We start from the raw sequence: 16,838 nt of genomic DNA on the forward strand, positions 1-16,838 counted from the left end.
AAAAATAGAACTGAGGCGGACCTCTCCATATCCGGCTCAGGCGCCATAATATGCCGAAGAGTTAGAAAAGGGGGCTGTAGAGGTTTGACTGTGGTCAAACTTCTTAAGAGTCACTTAAGAAACCTGAAGAAACCTCAACTTAAGAACTAGTCCATCCGCGCGATAACGACAGCGTTCGACGCGACCGTTGCCTGGGCTTCCATGCCCGGTGCGAGATGGTGATTGTGCTTCGCGAACCCGATGACGATGAGTCCGGATGGAAGCCGAAGTGCTACTTCGCCGCCTTTTTCAGACCTTGTGCAGCGCACAACACGCCCGGTCAGACGGTTATCCAAATTGGCATCGGGAAAGCTCTTCGCGATTTCAACCGCTGTGGCCTTTGCCGCGGCAATCATCCGCACACCCGGCTTAAGTCCCAGAAGCTGGGCGCTTTCCGCTGTGACAGAAGCCTTAATGACGTTCTCCTCATCGAGGCGGAGAAAAACACGGACCAGGGCAGAACCGTGCTTCACGTTTTCCACCACACAAGGAAGGTTGTTTCTTATGCTGGAAAGAATGCCTGACGTGGTGAGGTGGTTCGCGAGCGGCTGTTCGGCATCGGTGAAGCTCCGGAGCACCTCGCTTCGGGCCTGAGCGATGCGGTCTGCGATCTTAAGAATCTGCTCGCCCGTTGCGGTGAGCGTGGTTCCACCGCCTCGGTTTCCGCCGACCAGCTTCTCAACCAGCTTTCCGCCAGCCAGATTCTCAAGCGTTTCAAGCGCCTGCCAGGCCGCTTTGTAAGAGACGCCAGATGCACGGGCGGCTTCAGAAATCGAGCCGGTTTCCTTGATACGGCGAAGGATATCGATCCGCTTATCGGATAAGGCCGCAAGAGAGCGGGTGAATTCGATCGGGTCAGCCTTATGGCCAGAGTCAGAAGTAGTGGTCGTTTTTTCCGAATTGTTTTGCATGACAGATGGCAATAAATAAGGGTAAGATTCGCTATTCAAACACGATTATTCTAAATTAGAATAACGCTGTTGAGTTAGCTGTATTTTATAACTCTTCATTTTTTCAACTTCCTAAACAGGTAAGAATATGAAACTCTCTACTGCTGTTGTCGCCGGCGCTGTTGCCGCAGTCTTTTCCGTTGCTCTTCCGGCCGGGGCTGAAGAAATCCAGGTTGCAGTCGCTGCCAACTTTACGGCACCTGCTCAGGAACTTGCTCCGATCTTTGAGAAGCAGACCGGCAACAAGGTGAAGCTGTCTTTCGGCAGCACCGGTGCTTTCTTTGCTCAGATCAATAACGGCGCTCCGTTCGACATCCTGCTCGCTGCTGATGATACGACGCCCGCCAAGCTTCTTGCCAACGGCAACGGTGTGAAGGGCTCCGCTTTCACCTATGCCCAGGGCAAGCTTGTGTTCTGGTCCGCTGATCCGAAGCTCGTGGATAAGGATGGCAAGGCCGTGCATGAGATGAAGTTCAATAAGTGCGCTGTTGCTGATCCGAAACTTGCCCCGTACGGTGTGGCTGCCTACGAAACGCTGAAGTCCCTGAAGCTCCTCGACAAGTATCAGCCGAAATTCGTGACCGGCAACAACATTGGCAAGACCTTCCAGTTCGTGAAGACCGGCAACGCTGAAGTTGGTTTTGTCGCCCTGTCCCAGGTCTATAAGAACGGCAAGATCACGTCCGGCTCCGGCTGGATCGTCCCGTCCAAGTACTATCAGCCGATCCGTCAGGACGCGGTGCTCCTGAAGCACGGCGAAAATAGTGCCGCTGCCAAGAGCTTCCTCAAGTTCCTGCAGTCTGCCGAAGCGAATAAGCTGAAGCAGTCCTACGGCTACGCCAGGCACTGATCGGGCGAACCGCATTAAACGTCAGGTAGATTCCCAGAATGTTCAACGGCATTGAATTCACGTGGGAAGAACTGCAGCCAGTGTTTGTCAGTATCCAGCTCGCAGTTCTCACGACCATATTTCTCGTGATTCTCGTCACGCCCCTGGCGTGGTGGCTTTCCAGGAAGAAAACAACGGCGCGTTCCGTGATCAGCTCGATCGTTACGCTGCCTTTGGTTCTGCCGCCTACCGTTCTGGGTTTCTACATGCTGGTCTTCATGGGGCCGAACGGACCGCTCGGGAAACTTACGGAGTCGCTAGGTATTGGGCTTCTTACCTTTACTTTCCCGGGGCTCCTGATCGGCTCTATGGTTTATTCGCTTCCCTTCATGATTCAGCCGCTTCAGAATTCCTTTGAGGCGCTGGGTCCTGTTCCTGGGGAAGTGGCCGCGACGCTGGGCGCCACGCCGCTCGGCGCTTTTTTCAGAGTCATCGTTCCGCTCTGCAAGCCCGGATTCCTTACCGGTATTGTTCTTACCTTCGCGCACACCATCGGCGAATTCGGTGTCGTACTGATGATTGGCGGCAATGTGCCGGGTAAGACTCAGGTTGTGTCGACAGAGATTTACACCTTTGTGGAAGCGATGGAGTATGACAAAGCGCATGTCCTTGCAGGCGGCATGCTGATCTTCTCCTTCATCGTGCTCTTCGTGCTTTCGATTCTGAATCACCGCACCGGGAGGTCCAAGGCATGAGCGAAGAGAAAAAAGCGGGTGGCAGCATCCGGCTGCATCTGAAAAGGGGGAAGGATTTTTCTCTCGATGTCGAATTTGAGCTGAATCAGTCCGGCATTACTGTTCTTTTCGGGCCCTCAGGCTGCGGAAAGACCACGATTCTCCGATCGGTTGCGGGGCTCGAGCATGCGAAGGGCAGAGTCGTCATTGGGGACGAAGTCTGGCAGGACGATGAAAAGAAGATTTTCGTTCCGACCTGGAAGCGACCGCTTGGCTATGTGTTTCAGGGAGCGAGCCTCTTCCCTCACATGACCGCCGGACAGAATATCCGTTTCGGCCTTCGCTATCCCCGCGGAAGGGATACAACGGAAGAGCGTATCAGTGAGGCGGTGAAGCTTCTGGGGCTTGAGAAGCTGCTGGAGCATAAGCCCGCGCAGCTTTCCGGCGGTGAGCAGCAGCGAGTCGCTATTGCCCGAGCGCTCGTTCTGAATCCAAAGATTCTGCTTCTCGATGAGCCGCTCTCAGCATTGGACTGGGAGCGCCGTCAGGAAATCATGCCCTGGATTTCGAGAATCCGTGATGAGCAGCATCTTCCGATGCTGTATGTCACGCATTCAGCGGATGAGATGGCGCGTCTCGCGGATAACGTTGTGCTGATGGAGCGGGGACGCATCAAGGCTCAGGGCAGCGCTCAGGACATTCTGAGCCGGTTCAAAACTCAGGCTGAAGTGGGTGAGGCGCGGGAATCCATCCTGGAAGGCCGGACAGCTGAGCGGGATGAAAAGTACGGACTCATCCGTGTCGCGGTGTCTGATTCCGACGCGTCGCTCTGGATTCCCGATGCAGGGCTGAGTCTAGGGAGCCGCGTCCGGATGGGGCTCTTCGAGCGGGATATTTCTCTCGCGCTGACGCCTCACACGGACACCAGTATTCAGAATGTCATTCCGGTTGTTGTGAAGTCAGTCGATCGGAAACCGGGAGACGCCCAGGTCGGTGTACTGCTCGCTGTCGGCAGTCAGCAGCTGGCTGCCAGCATCACCGCCAGATCCTGCGATCATCTGGGTATCACGCCTGGCTGCCGGCTCTGGGCTCAGATCAAATCGGTGGGAATCAAGTCCTGACATTCCGAGCGATCGGTTTTATCAATTCGGAATAGCAGACAAAAAAAGGCAGGCTTATTAAAAAGCCTGCCTCTTTTCTTATCAGGAAACGCTACTCTCAGGCGCGCTTCGCGAGCTCAACCGCCTTGCCGATATAGGTCGACGGCTTGAGTTTCAGGAGACGGTCCTTCGCCTCGGCCGGGATCTCGAGCTTCTGGATGAAGTCAGCGAGCACGGCTTCCGTGATTCCGTCCTTGCCGCGGGTCAGAGCCTTCAGCTGCTCGTAGGGCTTCGGAACGCCGTAGCGACGCATCACGGTCTGAATGGCTTCCGCCAGCACTTCCCAGGCGCTGTCGATATCAGCAGCGATCGCGGGGAGGTTGATCTGGAGTTTGCCAAGGCCGCGCTCGAGGGCGTTGTAGCCGACGAAGCAGTAGCCGAAAGCCACCCCCATGTTGCGGAGCACGGTGGAGTCTGTGAGGTCACGCTGCCAGCGGGAGATCGGAAGCTTGCCAGCCAGGTGATTCAGGAAGGCGTTGGCCATGCCGAGATTGCCTTCGGAGTTCTCGAAGTCGATCGGGTTCACCTTGTGCGGCATTGTGGAGGAGCCCACTTCGCCGGCCTTCAGCTTCTGGTGGAAGTAGCCGAGCGAGATGTAGCCCCAGATGTCACGGTCCATATCGATCAGGATCGTGTTCGCGCGGGTGATTTCCTGAAAGAGTTCAGCCATGTAGTCATGCGGCTGGATCTGGATCGTGTGTGTATCGAAGCTGAGGTGCAGACGGTTTTCGATCACGTTCCGGGAGAAAGCTTCCCAGTCTTTCTCAGGGTAGGCAATGATGTGAGCGTTGAAGTTGCCGACAGCGCCGTTCATCTTGGCGAGGATCTGCACGTTCGCGATAGCGTCCATCACGCGCTGAAGACGCACGGCGAAGACAGCGAATTCCTTGCCGACCGTCGTCGGGGAAGCGTGCTGACCATGGGTGCGGGCGAGCATCGGGACTTCGGCCCACTCATGAGCAAAGCCGGCGACCGTGTCATGAAGCTTCTTCAGGAAGTCGAGGAGTTCCTTGCGTCCTTCAGTCAGCATGAGCGCGTGGCTCGTGTTGTTGATGTCCTCAGACGTGCAGGAGAAGTGCACAAATTCGGAAGCCTTGGCGAGCTCGGCGTCGTGAGCCACCTGAGCCTTGATCCAGTATTCGACCGCCTTCACATCGTGATTGGTGGTCTTCTCGATGTCCTTGATCTGCTGGCAGCTTTCAACCGTGAAGTTCGTCACGAGGCCGCGCAGGAAAGCCTTGCCGTGCTCGGAAATTTCGCTGAGTTCAGGCAGACCGAATTCAGAAAGGGCGATGAGCCATTCCGTTTCAACCTGAACACGGGCCTTCATGAAGGCGTATTCAGAGAAGATTTCACGCAGCGCGTCAGTCTGCCGGGCATAACGTCCGTCGAGGGGGCTGAGGGCTGTAAGAGAGGAAAGATCCATTTCGATATGATCCAGAATTGAAAGAAAAAGTCGTTAGCCGATCAATTTTAACAGTCACCGTATGACTTTGGCGTCGATAAGTGAGTAACTCGGAAGGGCTGTGCCGTGTATAGGCGAGGCATAACCGGAAAGCTTTGAAACCGATAAGATGAAGAGAAAGGGAGCCTGTTTTCGGGGCTCCCGCGAGAAGGAAGATTCCTATATTTCCCGCAAAGGACACAGATGACAGCTGCCGCAGGTTCTCCGCTTGATGCATCAGTGGGGTTTCCGGGAGGTTGGAGTGACTATCTTTTCGGTGACAGGCCGGATGATGGTCCGGTTATGCCTCAGCCCCAGACTGAAGAAATCCGACGCCTCGCGAGGATTATTCCCCGCTCGGTGAGGCTCGGCTCGTGCTCATGGGCTTTCCCCGGATGGAAAGGAATTGTCTGGAGCCGCTACAGCGGCGTTCAGGATCTGGCAAATGAAGGTCTGAGAGCTTACAGCCGTCATCCGCTGCTTCGGACGGTCGGTGTGGATCGCGCGTACTACAGGCCGCTCACCGTTGGACAGTACTGGCACTTCGCCGAGCAGGTGCCGGATGATTTCCGATTCCTGGTGAAAGCGCCGGCGGCCGTTACGGACTGCATGGTGCGGGGAGCAAATGGCAGACCGCTGCGCGAGAACTCGTTCTTTCTGAATACCGAGAAGGCGGCGCAGGAGTTCGTTCATCCGGTCATTGAGGGACTTGGCAAGAAGGCAGGACCTCTTGTCTTTGAAATGGCCCAGGTGCCCCGGGAGCTGATTTCGAGTGCTGAGAAAAGAATCCGTCTGGTGGAAAGGATCGGGGAGTTTCTGAACCGGCTGCCGAAGATTGGCGAAGAGGCGGAGAATGCCTTTTATGCGGTGGAAATCCGAACCCCCATCATCTATACGCCGAGGTTTGTTTCAATGCTCCGAGGAGCCGGCGTGAGGCTTGTCACAGGCCTTCACCCGACAATGCCGGACGTCTCGCGGCAGACTAACGCTCTTCATATGATGGATTGCCCGGATGCGGAGTCCCCGGAAGATTTCCGGCTTGCGGGGCCGCTGGTGGTGCGGTGGACACTCGCCATGGGAGACCGCTTTGATGACGCGAAAAGGCGTTACGAGCCTTTCTCTAAGATTCAGAGGCCGGATCCCGTCACAAGAGAAGGCATTGCGACTCTCATCCTTGCCGCTATCCGCGGCGGACAGCCGGCCTACGTGGTGGCGAATAACAAGGCGGAAGGGTGCGCGCCGCTCGGGATGGTAGCGCTGGCCGAAAGGCTTTCAGAGCGGCTGACAGAGGAGCGCGACAGAGACGAGCAGGAGAAGCTTCTGCCGGTTCCTCCTAAAGAGCATCCCTGAGAGGCGGCCAGGCATCTTCAAGGCTTTCCATACGGACTTCAGGAGACCAGAGCTTCTGAAGCGTCTCTGTGCGGTCATCCGGATTCCCCGTGCACCAGAACCTGGAAACGGCGGTGCGGCCGGCAGCTTTCCGGAGGGATCCTTCCTCAGTCAGTCTCTGAACGAGGAATCGGGCAACAGCGGGACTCGGGTCAATGATGACAACATCTTTTCCGGCAACTGCCTGTATTTCGTCCGCAAGGAAGGGGTAGTGCGTGCAGCCAAGAACGAGCGTATCGGCGCCCTGATCAATCAGGGGGCCCACATACTTTTCAATGATGCGGCGGGTCTTCGTCGTGTGAAATTCACCTGCTTCGACCTGCTCCATCAGTCCAGGACAGGCGACCGGGATCACACGGTCATTTCCGGCAAAGCGCTCGATCAGACTCTCAAGACGATTCGATGTGATGGTCCGTGTTGTGGCAAGCACTCCGACAACCCCGTCTTTCGTCATCCTCACGGCGGGTTTGACGGCAGGCTCAATGCCGATCACGGGGAACGGGAACTCTGATCTCAGACGGTCGATAGCTGCCGATGTCGCGGTGTTGCAGGCCACGACAATTGCCTTTACGCGGTGAGCTGTGAGGAATCCCGCGATCTTCATAACGCGGACTTCAATCCAGCTTCCAGGACGGTCACCCCAGGGAGCTTTGCCGCAGTCACAGGCAAAAAGGAGATCTTCTAGCGGCAGGGCTTTGCGGATTTCCCGCAGGACAGACAGGCCGCCGAGACCGGAATCCAGGGCTCCGATCGGAAGCGACGGATCCCGCCAGTCATAATTGAGTGAAGCCATATTCAGTGTTGTCCGGTGGCTGCGGGCTTAGGCGCGCTGGCTCTTGAAAGACGGTCGTTCACAGCGTTCCAGAGCGAGCCCCGCGGCGGGCGGGCAATGAGGATATGAGAGGTACCGGCTTCATCGAGCGCATGGAGATTGGCGTACAGACGGGCCGCATATTCCGGTTCGGACTCCGCGGACTGCAGACGGAAAACCGCGTTCGCAGGGCACCGGGCAAGAATGCTTTCGGGTGCCAGCACGGCACAGGTTTCGGGCGCGAGAGATGCGGCGATTTCAGGAATCGCATCTTCATCCGCCAGAGTCACAGGGGTAACCGGGGCGTAATGACTCTTCAGCTGACCGGAAACCTTGGGAGACGAAGGTTTGGGATTGACGACCGGACGGCCCAGCGCTTCTTCCAGCATTTCACGGGTTACGGCACCGTATCGGAGCAGTTCCGGCTCCTCACTTGCGAGATTGATGATGGTCGATTCAACACCGACCGTGCAGGGGCCGCCGTCCAGGATCATATCGACTTTGCCGTTCGGCTTGACCCCGAGGTCATGCAGCACATGCTCAGCCGTGGTGGGAGAAATTCTTCCAAAGCTGTTTGCGGACGGACCAACGATCCCGCGATGGCGGGGGCCGGAAAATGCCTCAAAAAGCGCGTGTCCGAGCGGATGAGAAGGGCACCGGAGGCCGACGCTTCTCTGGCCTCCCGTAACCCATGAACCGCAGCGTTCTGCCCGGGGCACCACCATGGTGAGAGGGCCCGGCCAGAATTTTTCCGCGAGGAGCTGAGCCGCAGGAGGCATTGGATCCGCCCACCAGCCGATGCTTTCCGCATCCGGCAGATGAACAATCAGCGGGTGCCATGTCGGTCTCTGCTTTGCGGCAAAGACCTTGCCGACCGCTGCTTCATTATCGGCATCGGCTCCGAGCCCGTACACGGTTTCTGTCGGGAAAGCGACGATACCGCCGGACTCCAGTATGGCGACTGCGCGTTCGATCTCGCGCTCCTGCTCTTTTGTCAGCTCCATTTTTTCTACTTTTCCAAAATTACACCGGGGTCGGCAGCCTCAGGATGACAGCCACCTTTTTCGCGCGCTCAAGAGCCTCTTCGGGAGTTTTCCCCAAGCAGGTGACGTGCCCCATCTTGCGGCCGTGACGGGCTTCCGCCTTGCCGTAAAGGTGAAGTTTCACACCCGGAATAGCGAGCACCGCATCCCAGTCCGGCTCCTTCAGTCCATCAGCCGTTTCCCAGGCATCTCCGAGAATATTCAGCATTACGGCCGGGGAAAGCAGCGTGGTGTTGCCGAGAGGGAGTCCCGCCATCGTGCGAACCTGCTGCTCAAACTGGCTCGTCATGCAGGCTTCGATCGTCGCGTGACCGGAGTTATGCGGACGCGGAGCGGTCTCATTGGCGACAACAGAACCGTCTTCAAGAATGAAGAATTCGATGCAGAGCACGCCGATATACTTCAGGCCGTTCGCAATGCGGATGGCGTAAAGGCGGGCTTCAGCCTCAGCGTCTTCAGAAATTCGGGCCGGAAGCACGGTTTCCGCGAGAATGCCGTTCTTATGATGGTTTTCAAACACCGGGAAGGTGGCGCTTTCACCATCAAATCCGCGGCAGACGATCACGGAGCATTCGGTCTTCAGCTGAAGCTTCTTCTCGAGAATGCAGTCGACGGAACCGAGTGAGTGATAAGCCTGAAGGAGGTCCGCGGGCGTGTCGACAGAAACCTGGCCCTTGCCGTCATAGCCGAGACGCGCGGTCTTCAGAATACCGGGGAAAAGATCCGGATCGGCATCAACGCAGTCCTCATCAGAAAGAATGGCGAGGTGAGGAGCCACCGGCACTCCGGTCGAGGCGATAAACGCCTTTTCCGCGTTGCGGTCCTGCGAGATTGCCACTGCTTCAGCGAGCGGAGCCGTACGGCATCCCTTCTCAGCGAGATACGCGAGAGAAGGCGACGGAACATTTTCAAATTCGGTGCTGACAGCGGGGCAGATAGAGGCAATTTCATCCAGAGCCTCGCGGTCTTTATAGCTTCTCTGAATGCGGCGGGCAGAAACCTCTCCCGCGGGGCTGACTTCACCCGGATCCAGAACGAGAACGTGGTAACCGAGACGCGAAGCGGCAGAACTGAACATGCGGCCGAGCTGACCGCCGCCCATCATCCCTAGCCAGGAGCCGGGAGGAAGCGCTTTTGTGTTTTTCATCAGCAGGCCTCGGAGAAATCGTCGGTCGGAAGCACCATGTCGCGGGCAGCCTGATTCTGAGAGGCGCGGAACTGCTCGAGTTTCTCAGCGAGCGTGTCGTCAGTCATCGAGAGCATACGGACCGCGTAAATGGCTGCGTTCGCGGCACCGGCTTCACCGATAGCGAAAGTAGCGACAGGAACACCCTTCGGCATCTGAACGATGGAGTAGAGCGAGTCCTGACCCCGGAGATACTTGGATACGCAGGGCACACCCAGAACCGGGAGCGTGGTCTTGGCAGCCAGCATTCCGGGCAGATGGGCAGCTCCGCCGGCACCGGCGATGATAGCCTTCAGCCCTCTGGAGCGGGCTGTTTCTGCGTAGGCGAACATTTCGTCCGGCATGCGGTGCGCGGAGACGACCTTAGCCTCAAACGGAATGCCGAACTGCTCGAGGATCTTGCAGGCGTTGCTCATGACATCCCAGTCGGAGGACGAACCCATAACGATGCCGATCAATGGCTTTTTATCGATTTTGCTGGTCATTTGTGATTCTGAAGACATGCGGTAAAAAAATTTGACGGAGGAAGGGATAGTGTCCCGACCTCCGTTGTGAGCGAGTCAGCTACAGACTGCTATCTCAGCCGAGCTTGATGCCGGCGAGGCGGAACAGAGCTTCGCGATACTTCTCGCTCGTCCGCTGAATAACCTCTTCCGGCGGAACCGGCGGCTCGGACTTCTTATCCCAGCCGGTCGACTCGAGCCAGTCGCGGATGTACTGCTTGTCATAAGAGGGCGGCGAAATGCCCACATTGTACTGATCAGCAGGCCAGAACCGGGAGGAATCCGGCGTCAGCACTTCGTCCATCAGGCGGATATTGCCCTCTTCATCAATGCCGAACTCAAACTTGGTGTCGGAAATGATGATGCCCTTCGTGGCCGCGTATTCAGCGGCCTTCTTGTAGAGCGTCAGGGTAGCGTCGCGGATCGTCTTCGCGACATCGCCGCCGTAGCGCTTCACGCACTCTTCATAGCTGATCGGTTCGTCATGCGTACCGATCGGGGACTTGGCGGACGGGGTGAAGATCGGTTCGTCGAGCTTCTGGGACATTTGCAGACCAGCCGGGAGCTTGACACCGGAAACCGAACCGTCAGCCAGGTATTCCTTCCAGCCGCCACCAGTCAGATAGCCGCGGGCCACACATTCGATCATGATCGGCTTCAGTTTCATCGCCACGACAGAACGGCCGCGGACCTGGTCAGCTTCTTCCGGAGCGACAACGGACAGCGGATCGATGCCGGTCAGATGATTCGGCAGCACGCCCTTCAGCTGTTCAAACCAGAAGTTCGTGAGTTGGGTCAGTACCTGTCCCTTGTAAGGAATCGGAACCGACAGGATGAAATCGAACGCGGAAATGCGGTCGGTCGCAACAATGAGCAGCTTGTCGTCGCCAACCGCATAGCTGTCCCGAACCTTGCCACTGTATACGAGGGGCAGTGACTTCAGGCTGGTTTTCAATAGACCCTGCATGGGTGATCTCCAGAGGAAGTGACAAAATAACCTGCGATTCTTTATTTTACTGCTGCAGAAAACAGTGATTGTTGCCCGCAGGGTTATTTTGCGGCGTTTCGCGCCTAGGATAAAAAGTAGTCAAGCAGTACGCCGATCCAGATACAGGCATCGGCAAAAATGGTGAGCAGCACGGCAAGGCTTCCCAGATCCTTCGCCTTCTTGGAGAGAGGGTGAAGTTCGGGTCCAATCCGGTCGATGGCGGCTTCAACTGCGGAGTTCAGCGTCTCCACAATCAGAAGGAGAAAAACAGAAAGCACGAGGAGCGCTGACTGGGTCCAGCTGACGGGAAGAAGAATGGCAACAGGAATCAGAATGACGGCGAGAATGGCCTCCTGACGGAAGGCCTGCTCGGTCGCCCAGATGGCGCGGAACCCGTCGCACGAATAGTGAAATGCGTTGAAAAGCCGGGTGAACCCGGTGCGGCCTTTGAGGTCGGCTGCGTCTTGCTGTGGCATGAGTTACGGTCTCAGAGAAAAAGGAAGCGGCACGGATTGCATCCGCGCCGCTTGTCTGCAGAAAAACTTTAGAGAGTCTTTTGCGTGATCGTGCCGTCTGAGTAGCCGCGGGCGAAAGCATCCAGAGGAATCGGGTGGATCTTCGCGCCCTGACCTTCGCAGCCGAAGGCGAGGTAACGGGACTTGCACATTTCCTTCTCAGCCTTACGGGCAGCCTTCATGAAGGCGCGGGGATCGAATTCACTCGGGTTTTCGAAGATGAATCGGCGGATGGCTGCCGTCATGGCGAGACGGATATCCGTGTCGACGTTCACCTTGCGGACACCGTGCTTGATGGCGGTCTGGATTTCCTTGACCGGAACGCCATAGGTTTCACGCATTTCACCGCCGAACTTACGGATCTCGGCGAGGAACTCCTGAGGAACGGAGGAGGAACCGTGCATGACGAGGTGCGTATTCGGGAGACGGGCGTGAATTTCCTTCACGCGGTCAATCGACAGAATTTCGCCCGTGGGCTCACGGGTGAACTTATAAGCGCCGTGGCTCGTGCCGATCGCGATTGCGAGTGCATCAAGCTGGGTCTCGCGGACAAAGTCGACCGCCTGATCCGGGTCGGTGAGCAGCTGATCACGGGTCAGCGTGCCTTCCGCGCCCTGACCGTCTTCTTTTTCGCTCGTCAGAGTTTCGAGAGAACCGATGCAGCCGAGTTCGCCTTCAACAGACACACCGATGCAGTGGGCCGTTTCCACGATGCAGCGGGTGGTTTCAACGTTGTACTCGTAAGTGGACACCGTCTTGCCATCAGGCATCAGGGAACCGTCCATCATCACGGAAGTGAAGCCGTGACGCATGGCGCTGATGCAGGAGGCCTTGCTGCGGCCGTGATCAAGATGCATGGCGACCGGAATGTCCGGATAGGATTCAACCGCGGCGCGGATGAGGTGTTCGAGGAAGAGTTCCCCCGCGTACTTGCGGGCACCAGCAGAGGCCTGAAGGATAACCGGGGCACCGGTTTCCTTGGCAGCTTCCATGATGGCCTGAACCTGCTCGAGGTTATTGACGTTAAACGCAGGAATACCGTAGCCGTTCTCGGCCGCGTGGTCGAGAAGCTGGCGCATTGCAACAAGAGCCATCTATTAAGACTCCGAAAAATGGTTTTTTGGGGAAGATATCGCCTAAAAGGTGGGGATATTTTAACAAAGGACAAAGGAGGGTGCCTTTCATATCCCCAACCCTAGGAGTATCAACCCTGAATAACAGTCTTATCTTTCCGCACCTGACGCTTGATGCCGGCGAGAATTCCCTTGGCCATGCTGAGCTGGTAGTCGTCGTTTCGCAGTCTCTGTTCTTCGCCGGGGTTGGAGATGAAGGCTGTTTCAACCAGAATCGACGGAATCCCCTGTCCCTTCAGCACAGCAAATCCGGCCTGCTCCACCTGGGACTTATGCAGATCATTCAGTTTGCCGATCTCCTGCAGCACAGAGTGGCCGAGAGCAAGGCTGTAGTTGATCTTCCAGGTGTTGGACATATCAACCAGAACGTTCTGCACGGAGCGTTCAACCCCCTGAAGATTGATGCCGCCGATTTTGTCGGCATCATTCTGCTGTTTCGCAAGCCAGCGGGCAGCGGCGGACGAAGCTCCTTTTTCTGAGAGCGCAAAGACAGACGATCCCTTGGCGTTCGGCGAGATCCAGCCGTCCGCGTGAATACTGACGAAAAGCTTCGCGCCGGCCTTCTGAGCGAGGTTCACGCGCTCTCCCAGCGGCACAAAGAAGTCGCTTCGACGGGTCATGCGGGCATCAATCTCATCATCCTGGGCGATCAGGTCATTCAGTTTCCCCGCGATGGAAAGCACGATGTCCTTCTCATGCGTGCCCATCTGGCCGCTCGCGCCCGGATCCTCTCCGCCATGCCCCGGATCAATCATGACGAGAAGCTTTTCTTTGCCGGACTTTGAGCGCGGGGAGGAATCTTTGCGGCCGTTTCTCGCCGCATTCTGCTGATTGATGGCAACGGCAAGCGGATCGTCTGACGAGGCGATGCTGCGGTTCGGATTCTTAGGATAAAGGTCAACCACCAGACGCTCCTTATAAGAAGCGACAGGCGGAAGCTCAAAAATCTGAGGCTTGACGTCTTCTTTCAGCTCCACCACCATGCGGACAACGTTCGGCTGGTACTGACCCAGACGGATATTGCGGATGTTGGGGTCATTCGGGGACACTTCCTGCACAAGCTTCTTCAGGTGGTCCGAAAGAGCGAGTCCTTCAATATCAACGACCATGCGGATCGGCGGATTCTCCCGGACGACAAAGGAACGGAATTTCAGTTTTCCGTCATGCTCAATCGTGATTCGGGTGTACTCATCCGCAGGCCAGATCCGGACATCAACGATGCCGGCCCCGTAGGCGATCTCCCAGGGGAAAAGGGAAAGCAGCAGCGTACCGCCGCTGCCCAGTAAAAGATTCCGTCGCTTCATTGCCATGATTCCTCAACCTCTTTTGCGACAATGCCTCCCCACTCATTCTCAGGGCAGAGTTTTGCTTCGCGCCCATCACCTTTCAGATCAATGTGAATCAGGAGATCGGCTGGCGGCAGAAAAGGTTCCGCCTTATCCGGCCACTCGCAGAGCGTCAGGCGTCCGGCGCCGAACAGATCCCTGAAGCCGGCCTCCTCAAATTCTTCCGGAGATTCAAACCGATAGAAGTCAAAGTGATTGATAGCGAGTCCCTGAACAGAATACGTTTCCACCAGCGTGAAGGTCGGGCTCCGGACCCGGCCCGAGAACCCGAGCGCGCGCAGCAGCGCCCGAGTCAGCGTGGTTTTTCCAGCGCCCAGAGTCCCCTGCAGCCGGATATTGAGTCCCCGGTCTGTGATTTCCTTGCTGTGTTTCAGAACAGCTTCCGCCAGGCGCTTACCGAGCGACTCCGTGGAGGCCTCATCGGGCAGCACAAGCGAAAGAATTTCTTTCTGAGTGGATTCCGGCATGTTCAGCTCTTTCCGGCAGTCATGTGCCGGGTATTTCTAGTCGAACTTTTATTTTAGGGCATCAAATGAGGCGGATCCGGAATTGAAACAATTTTTCTTGCGTTTTTAAATTTTCTCCGCTAAAATACGAACTCTGTTTGCGAAGCCGAGTTGTCGGTTTGGCCTGGTTGCCGGTGTAGCTCAGTTGGTAGAGCAGCGCATTCGTAATGCGAAGGTCGGGAGTTCGACTCTCTTCACCGGCACCATTAAATTGACCCGTACTGATTACTGCAGTGCGGGTTTTTTGTTGCCTGGACAGTTCATTGAGCAGACGCATAAATCTCATCCCTGTGCCGTTTTATATCAGCTTCTTTCTTTGGAAACGGGAAGGAAGTACCCGGAAAAGAAAACATCTGATGGACTGAGATTCTTCTGAAAAACGTGAAATCCCGTGTGCCTACAGCATTCGGGATATTTTTTTGTGTTTACCCTTTTTATGCCATTCACAATGTCGGAAAATATATACAATTGAGAAATGACAATTGGCAGACGACAGGTTTATGACCGTTAACGAACCGACTCTTCCGTGGGCCGGCAGCCTGCCAAAAAAGAAAAAGTGGAGAAACATATGCGCAGTGACAAGATGACCAAGGGCCCCTCCGCCGCTCCGAGGCTTGCACTCATGAAGGCCCTCGGCCTGACTGATGAAGAAATCGATCGTCCGCTGATCGGCATCGTCAGCTCGAAGAACGATATCGTTCCGGGGCACATGAACCTGGACAATGTTGTGGATGCCGTGAAGCAGGGCGTTGCCCTTGCGGGCGGTGTGCCTCTCGTCTTCCCGGCCATCGCTGTATGCGACGGTCTCGCGATGGGCCACGAGGGTATGAAGTACTCTCTCGTTTCCCGCGAGCTGATTGCGGACTCTACGGAATCCATGGCCATCGCCCATCCGTTTGACGGTCTCGTGATGGTGGCGGCCTGCGATAAGAATGTTCCGGGTCTCATGATGGCAGCGGCCCGCATCAACATTCCGACGATTATTGTTTCCGGCGGCCCGATGCTCGGCGGCTACTTCAAGGGGCATAAGGTTACGGTCTCTTCCGTCTTTGAGGCGGTCGGTACGTTCCACGCGGGGAAGATGTCCGCGGAAGAACTCGGCGGTCTTGTGAATGAAGCCTGTCCGACCTGCGGTTCGTGTGCCGGTATGTTCACCGCGAATTCGATGAACTGTATGACGGAAGTGCTCGGTATTGCGCTTCCGGGAAACGGTACGATTCCGGCAGTCATGTCCGAGCGTATCCGCCTCGCGAAGAAGACCGGTATGCGCATCATGGATCTTGTCCGCGACAATGTCCTTCCCCGCGACATCATGACCCGCAAGGCATTCGAAAATGCCCTGATGCTGGACATGGCGCTTGGCTGCTCCACCAACTCGATGCTCCACCTTCCGGCTATTGCCCACGAATGCGGAATCGATATTGATCTCGCGGAAGCCAACGAAATTTCCAAGCGCACCCCGAATCTCTGCCATCTGTCCCCGGCTGGCGAAGACACCATGATGGATCTGGAGCGCGCGGGCGGCATTCCTGCTGTCATGCATGAGCTCGCAAAGCTCGGCCATCTGAACCTTGACTGCATGACGGTGACCGGAAAGACGGTCGGCGAAAACATCAAGGGGCATGAAGTCCTGAATAATGAGGTGATCCGTCCTGTCACGAACCCCTTCATGAAGGAAGGCGGCATTGCTGTTCTGAAGGGCAATCTCGCCCCGGATGGCTCCGTTGTGAAGCGCTCCGCGGTTGACCCGGCGATGATGGTTCATCAGGGGCCTGCCCGTGTCTTCGACTGTGAGGATGATGCCATTGCGGCTATTTACGGCGGCAAGATCAATCCGGGCGATGTCGTGGTGATCCGCTACGAAGGCCCGAAGGGCGGTCCTGGCATGCGTGAGATGCTGAATCCGACCTCCGCTATTATCGGAGCGGGGCTCGGCAGCACAGTGGCTCTGATCACTGACGGCCGCTTCTCCGGTGCGAGCCGCGGCGCTTCGATCGGTCACGTGTCTCCTGAGGCCGCCGAAGGCGGTCCGATCGCCCTCGTTCATGAAGGCGATCAGATCGCGATTGACATCAATGGCAACACGCTGAATGTGCTCGTCTCTGATGAAGAACTTGCCCGCCGCAAGGCTGAGTGGAAGCCGCGGAAGCCGAAGATCACAACGGGCTGCCTGGTCCGCTATGCGAAGCTTGTGAGCTCCGGCATGAAGGGCGCGGTTCTCAGCTAACTCTGGGACGCGTCACAAAAAGTCACAAAACACGG

At 56.6% G+C, this 16,838-nt stretch carries 16 protein-coding genes and 1 tRNA gene; 6 read left to right on the forward strand and 11 right to left on the reverse strand.

The annotated features are described in order from the left end of the window. Positions 1–146: 146 nt before the first annotated feature. Positions 147–950, reverse strand: a complete 804-nt coding sequence (locus BN1936_RS03420) for a TOBE domain-containing protein (protein WP_022443203.1) — start codon at positions 948–950, stop codon at positions 147–149. Between the two features lie 127 nt (positions 951–1,077). On the opposite strand from BN1936_RS03420, the gene modA reads away from it, so the two are divergent. The 3 genes from modA to modC are packed head-to-tail and all read left to right on the forward strand — an operon-like array spanning position 1,078 to position 3,673. Continuing rightward, positions 1,078–1,839, forward strand: coding sequence for a molybdate ABC transporter substrate-binding protein (gene modA / locus BN1936_RS03425; protein ID WP_049686628.1), 762 nt, complete (start codon positions 1,078–1,080; stop codon positions 1,837–1,839). Positions 1,840–1,877: 38 nt separating this feature from the next. After that, positions 1,878–2,573 carry a molybdate ABC transporter permease subunit gene (gene modB / locus BN1936_RS03430; protein ID WP_022443201.1) on the forward strand — a complete coding sequence of 232 codons (696 nt, stop codon included), beginning with the start codon at positions 1,878–1,880 and terminating at the stop codon, positions 2,571–2,573. Continuing rightward, positions 2,570–3,673 carry a molybdenum ABC transporter ATP-binding protein gene (modC, locus tag BN1936_RS03435; RefSeq protein WP_022443200.1) on the forward strand — a complete coding sequence of 368 codons (1,104 nt, stop codon included), beginning with the start codon at positions 2,570–2,572 and terminating at the stop codon, positions 3,671–3,673. The genes modB and modC overlap by 4 nt, the downstream gene beginning before the upstream one ends. A 97-nt stretch (positions 3,674–3,770) precedes the next feature. Here modC and purB read toward each other — a convergent pair whose 3' ends face one another. Continuing rightward, complete coding sequence (gene purB, locus BN1936_RS03440) at positions 3,771–5,138, reverse strand: adenylosuccinate lyase (RefSeq protein ID WP_022443199.1); 1,368 nt, start codon at positions 5,136–5,138, stop codon at positions 3,771–3,773. 321 nt (positions 5,139–5,459) lie between these two features. Between purB and BN1936_RS03445 the strand changes: the two genes are divergently transcribed. After that, the gene (locus BN1936_RS03445; RefSeq protein WP_157274772.1) at positions 5,460–6,506 is read left to right on the forward strand and encodes a DUF72 domain-containing protein; all 1,047 of its coding nucleotides are present in this window, start codon (positions 5,460–5,462) and stop codon (positions 6,504–6,506) included. Here BN1936_RS03445 and murI read toward each other — a convergent pair. The 9 genes from murI to tsaE all read right to left on the reverse strand — a co-directional run bounded on the left by murI (position 6,490) and on the right by tsaE (position 14,537). Next, positions 6,490–7,338: a glutamate racemase gene (murI, locus tag BN1936_RS03450; RefSeq protein WP_049686631.1), complete on the reverse strand. Its 849-nt coding sequence runs from the start codon at positions 7,336–7,338 to the stop codon at positions 6,490–6,492. The two genes, BN1936_RS03445 and murI, sit on opposite strands and share 17 nt — an antisense overlap. 2 nt (positions 7,339–7,340) lie before the next feature. After that, positions 7,341–8,360: an L-threonylcarbamoyladenylate synthase gene (locus BN1936_RS03455; protein WP_022443196.1), complete on the reverse strand. Its 1,020-nt coding sequence runs from the start codon at positions 8,358–8,360 to the stop codon at positions 7,341–7,343. 19 nt (positions 8,361–8,379) lie between these two features. After that, positions 8,380–9,546, reverse strand: a complete 1,167-nt coding sequence (locus tag BN1936_RS03460) for a 5-(carboxyamino)imidazole ribonucleotide synthase (protein WP_022443195.1) — start codon at positions 9,544–9,546, stop codon at positions 8,380–8,382. Next, complete coding sequence (gene purE, locus BN1936_RS03465) at positions 9,546–10,088, reverse strand: 5-(carboxyamino)imidazole ribonucleotide mutase (RefSeq protein WP_370685249.1); 543 nt, start codon at positions 10,086–10,088, stop codon at positions 9,546–9,548. The genes BN1936_RS03460 and purE overlap by 1 nt, the downstream gene beginning before the upstream one ends. Positions 10,089–10,164: 76 nt before the next feature. Beyond that, on the reverse strand, positions 10,165–11,055 hold the full coding sequence (locus BN1936_RS03470; protein WP_022443193.1) for a phosphoribosylaminoimidazolesuccinocarboxamide synthase: 891 nt from the start codon (positions 11,053–11,055) through the stop codon (positions 10,165–10,167). 104 nt (positions 11,056–11,159) lie between these two features. Further along, the gene (locus tag BN1936_RS03475; RefSeq protein ID WP_022443192.1) at positions 11,160–11,552 is read right to left on the reverse strand and encodes a diacylglycerol kinase; all 393 of its coding nucleotides are present in this window, start codon (positions 11,550–11,552) and stop codon (positions 11,160–11,162) included. Between the two features lie 68 nt (positions 11,553–11,620). Continuing rightward, positions 11,621–12,685 (reverse strand): class II fructose-bisphosphate aldolase, encoded by a 1,065-nt coding sequence (gene fba / locus BN1936_RS03480; protein ID WP_022443191.1) that lies wholly within the window; start codon positions 12,683–12,685, stop codon positions 11,621–11,623. A gap of 110 nt (positions 12,686–12,795) precedes the next feature. Further along, positions 12,796–14,028 carry an N-acetylmuramoyl-L-alanine amidase gene (locus tag BN1936_RS03485; protein WP_082164441.1) on the reverse strand — a complete coding sequence of 411 codons (1,233 nt, stop codon included), beginning with the start codon at positions 14,026–14,028 and terminating at the stop codon, positions 12,796–12,798. After that, entirely contained in the window at positions 14,025–14,537 is a 513-nt protein-coding gene (gene tsaE, locus BN1936_RS03490) for a tRNA (adenosine(37)-N6)-threonylcarbamoyltransferase complex ATPase subunit type 1 TsaE (RefSeq protein WP_022443189.1), read from the reverse strand. Before tsaE ends, BN1936_RS03485 begins: the two co-directional genes overlap by 4 nt. 169 nt (positions 14,538–14,706) lie before the next feature. Between tsaE and BN1936_RS03495 the strand changes: the two genes are divergently transcribed. Then, positions 14,707–14,782: transfer RNA gene (locus tag BN1936_RS03495), tRNA-Thr, on the forward strand. Between the two features lie 362 nt (positions 14,783–15,144). After that, on the forward strand, positions 15,145–16,803 hold the full coding sequence (gene ilvD / locus BN1936_RS03500; RefSeq protein WP_022443188.1) for a dihydroxy-acid dehydratase: 1,659 nt from the start codon (positions 15,145–15,147) through the stop codon (positions 16,801–16,803). The last annotated feature ends 35 nt before the right edge of the window (positions 16,804–16,838 follow it).

It is taken from the genome of Dakarella massiliensis (genome assembly GCF_001182045.1).
Classification (GTDB): Bacteria; Pseudomonadota; Gammaproteobacteria; order Burkholderiales; family Burkholderiaceae_F; genus Mesosutterella; species Mesosutterella massiliensis.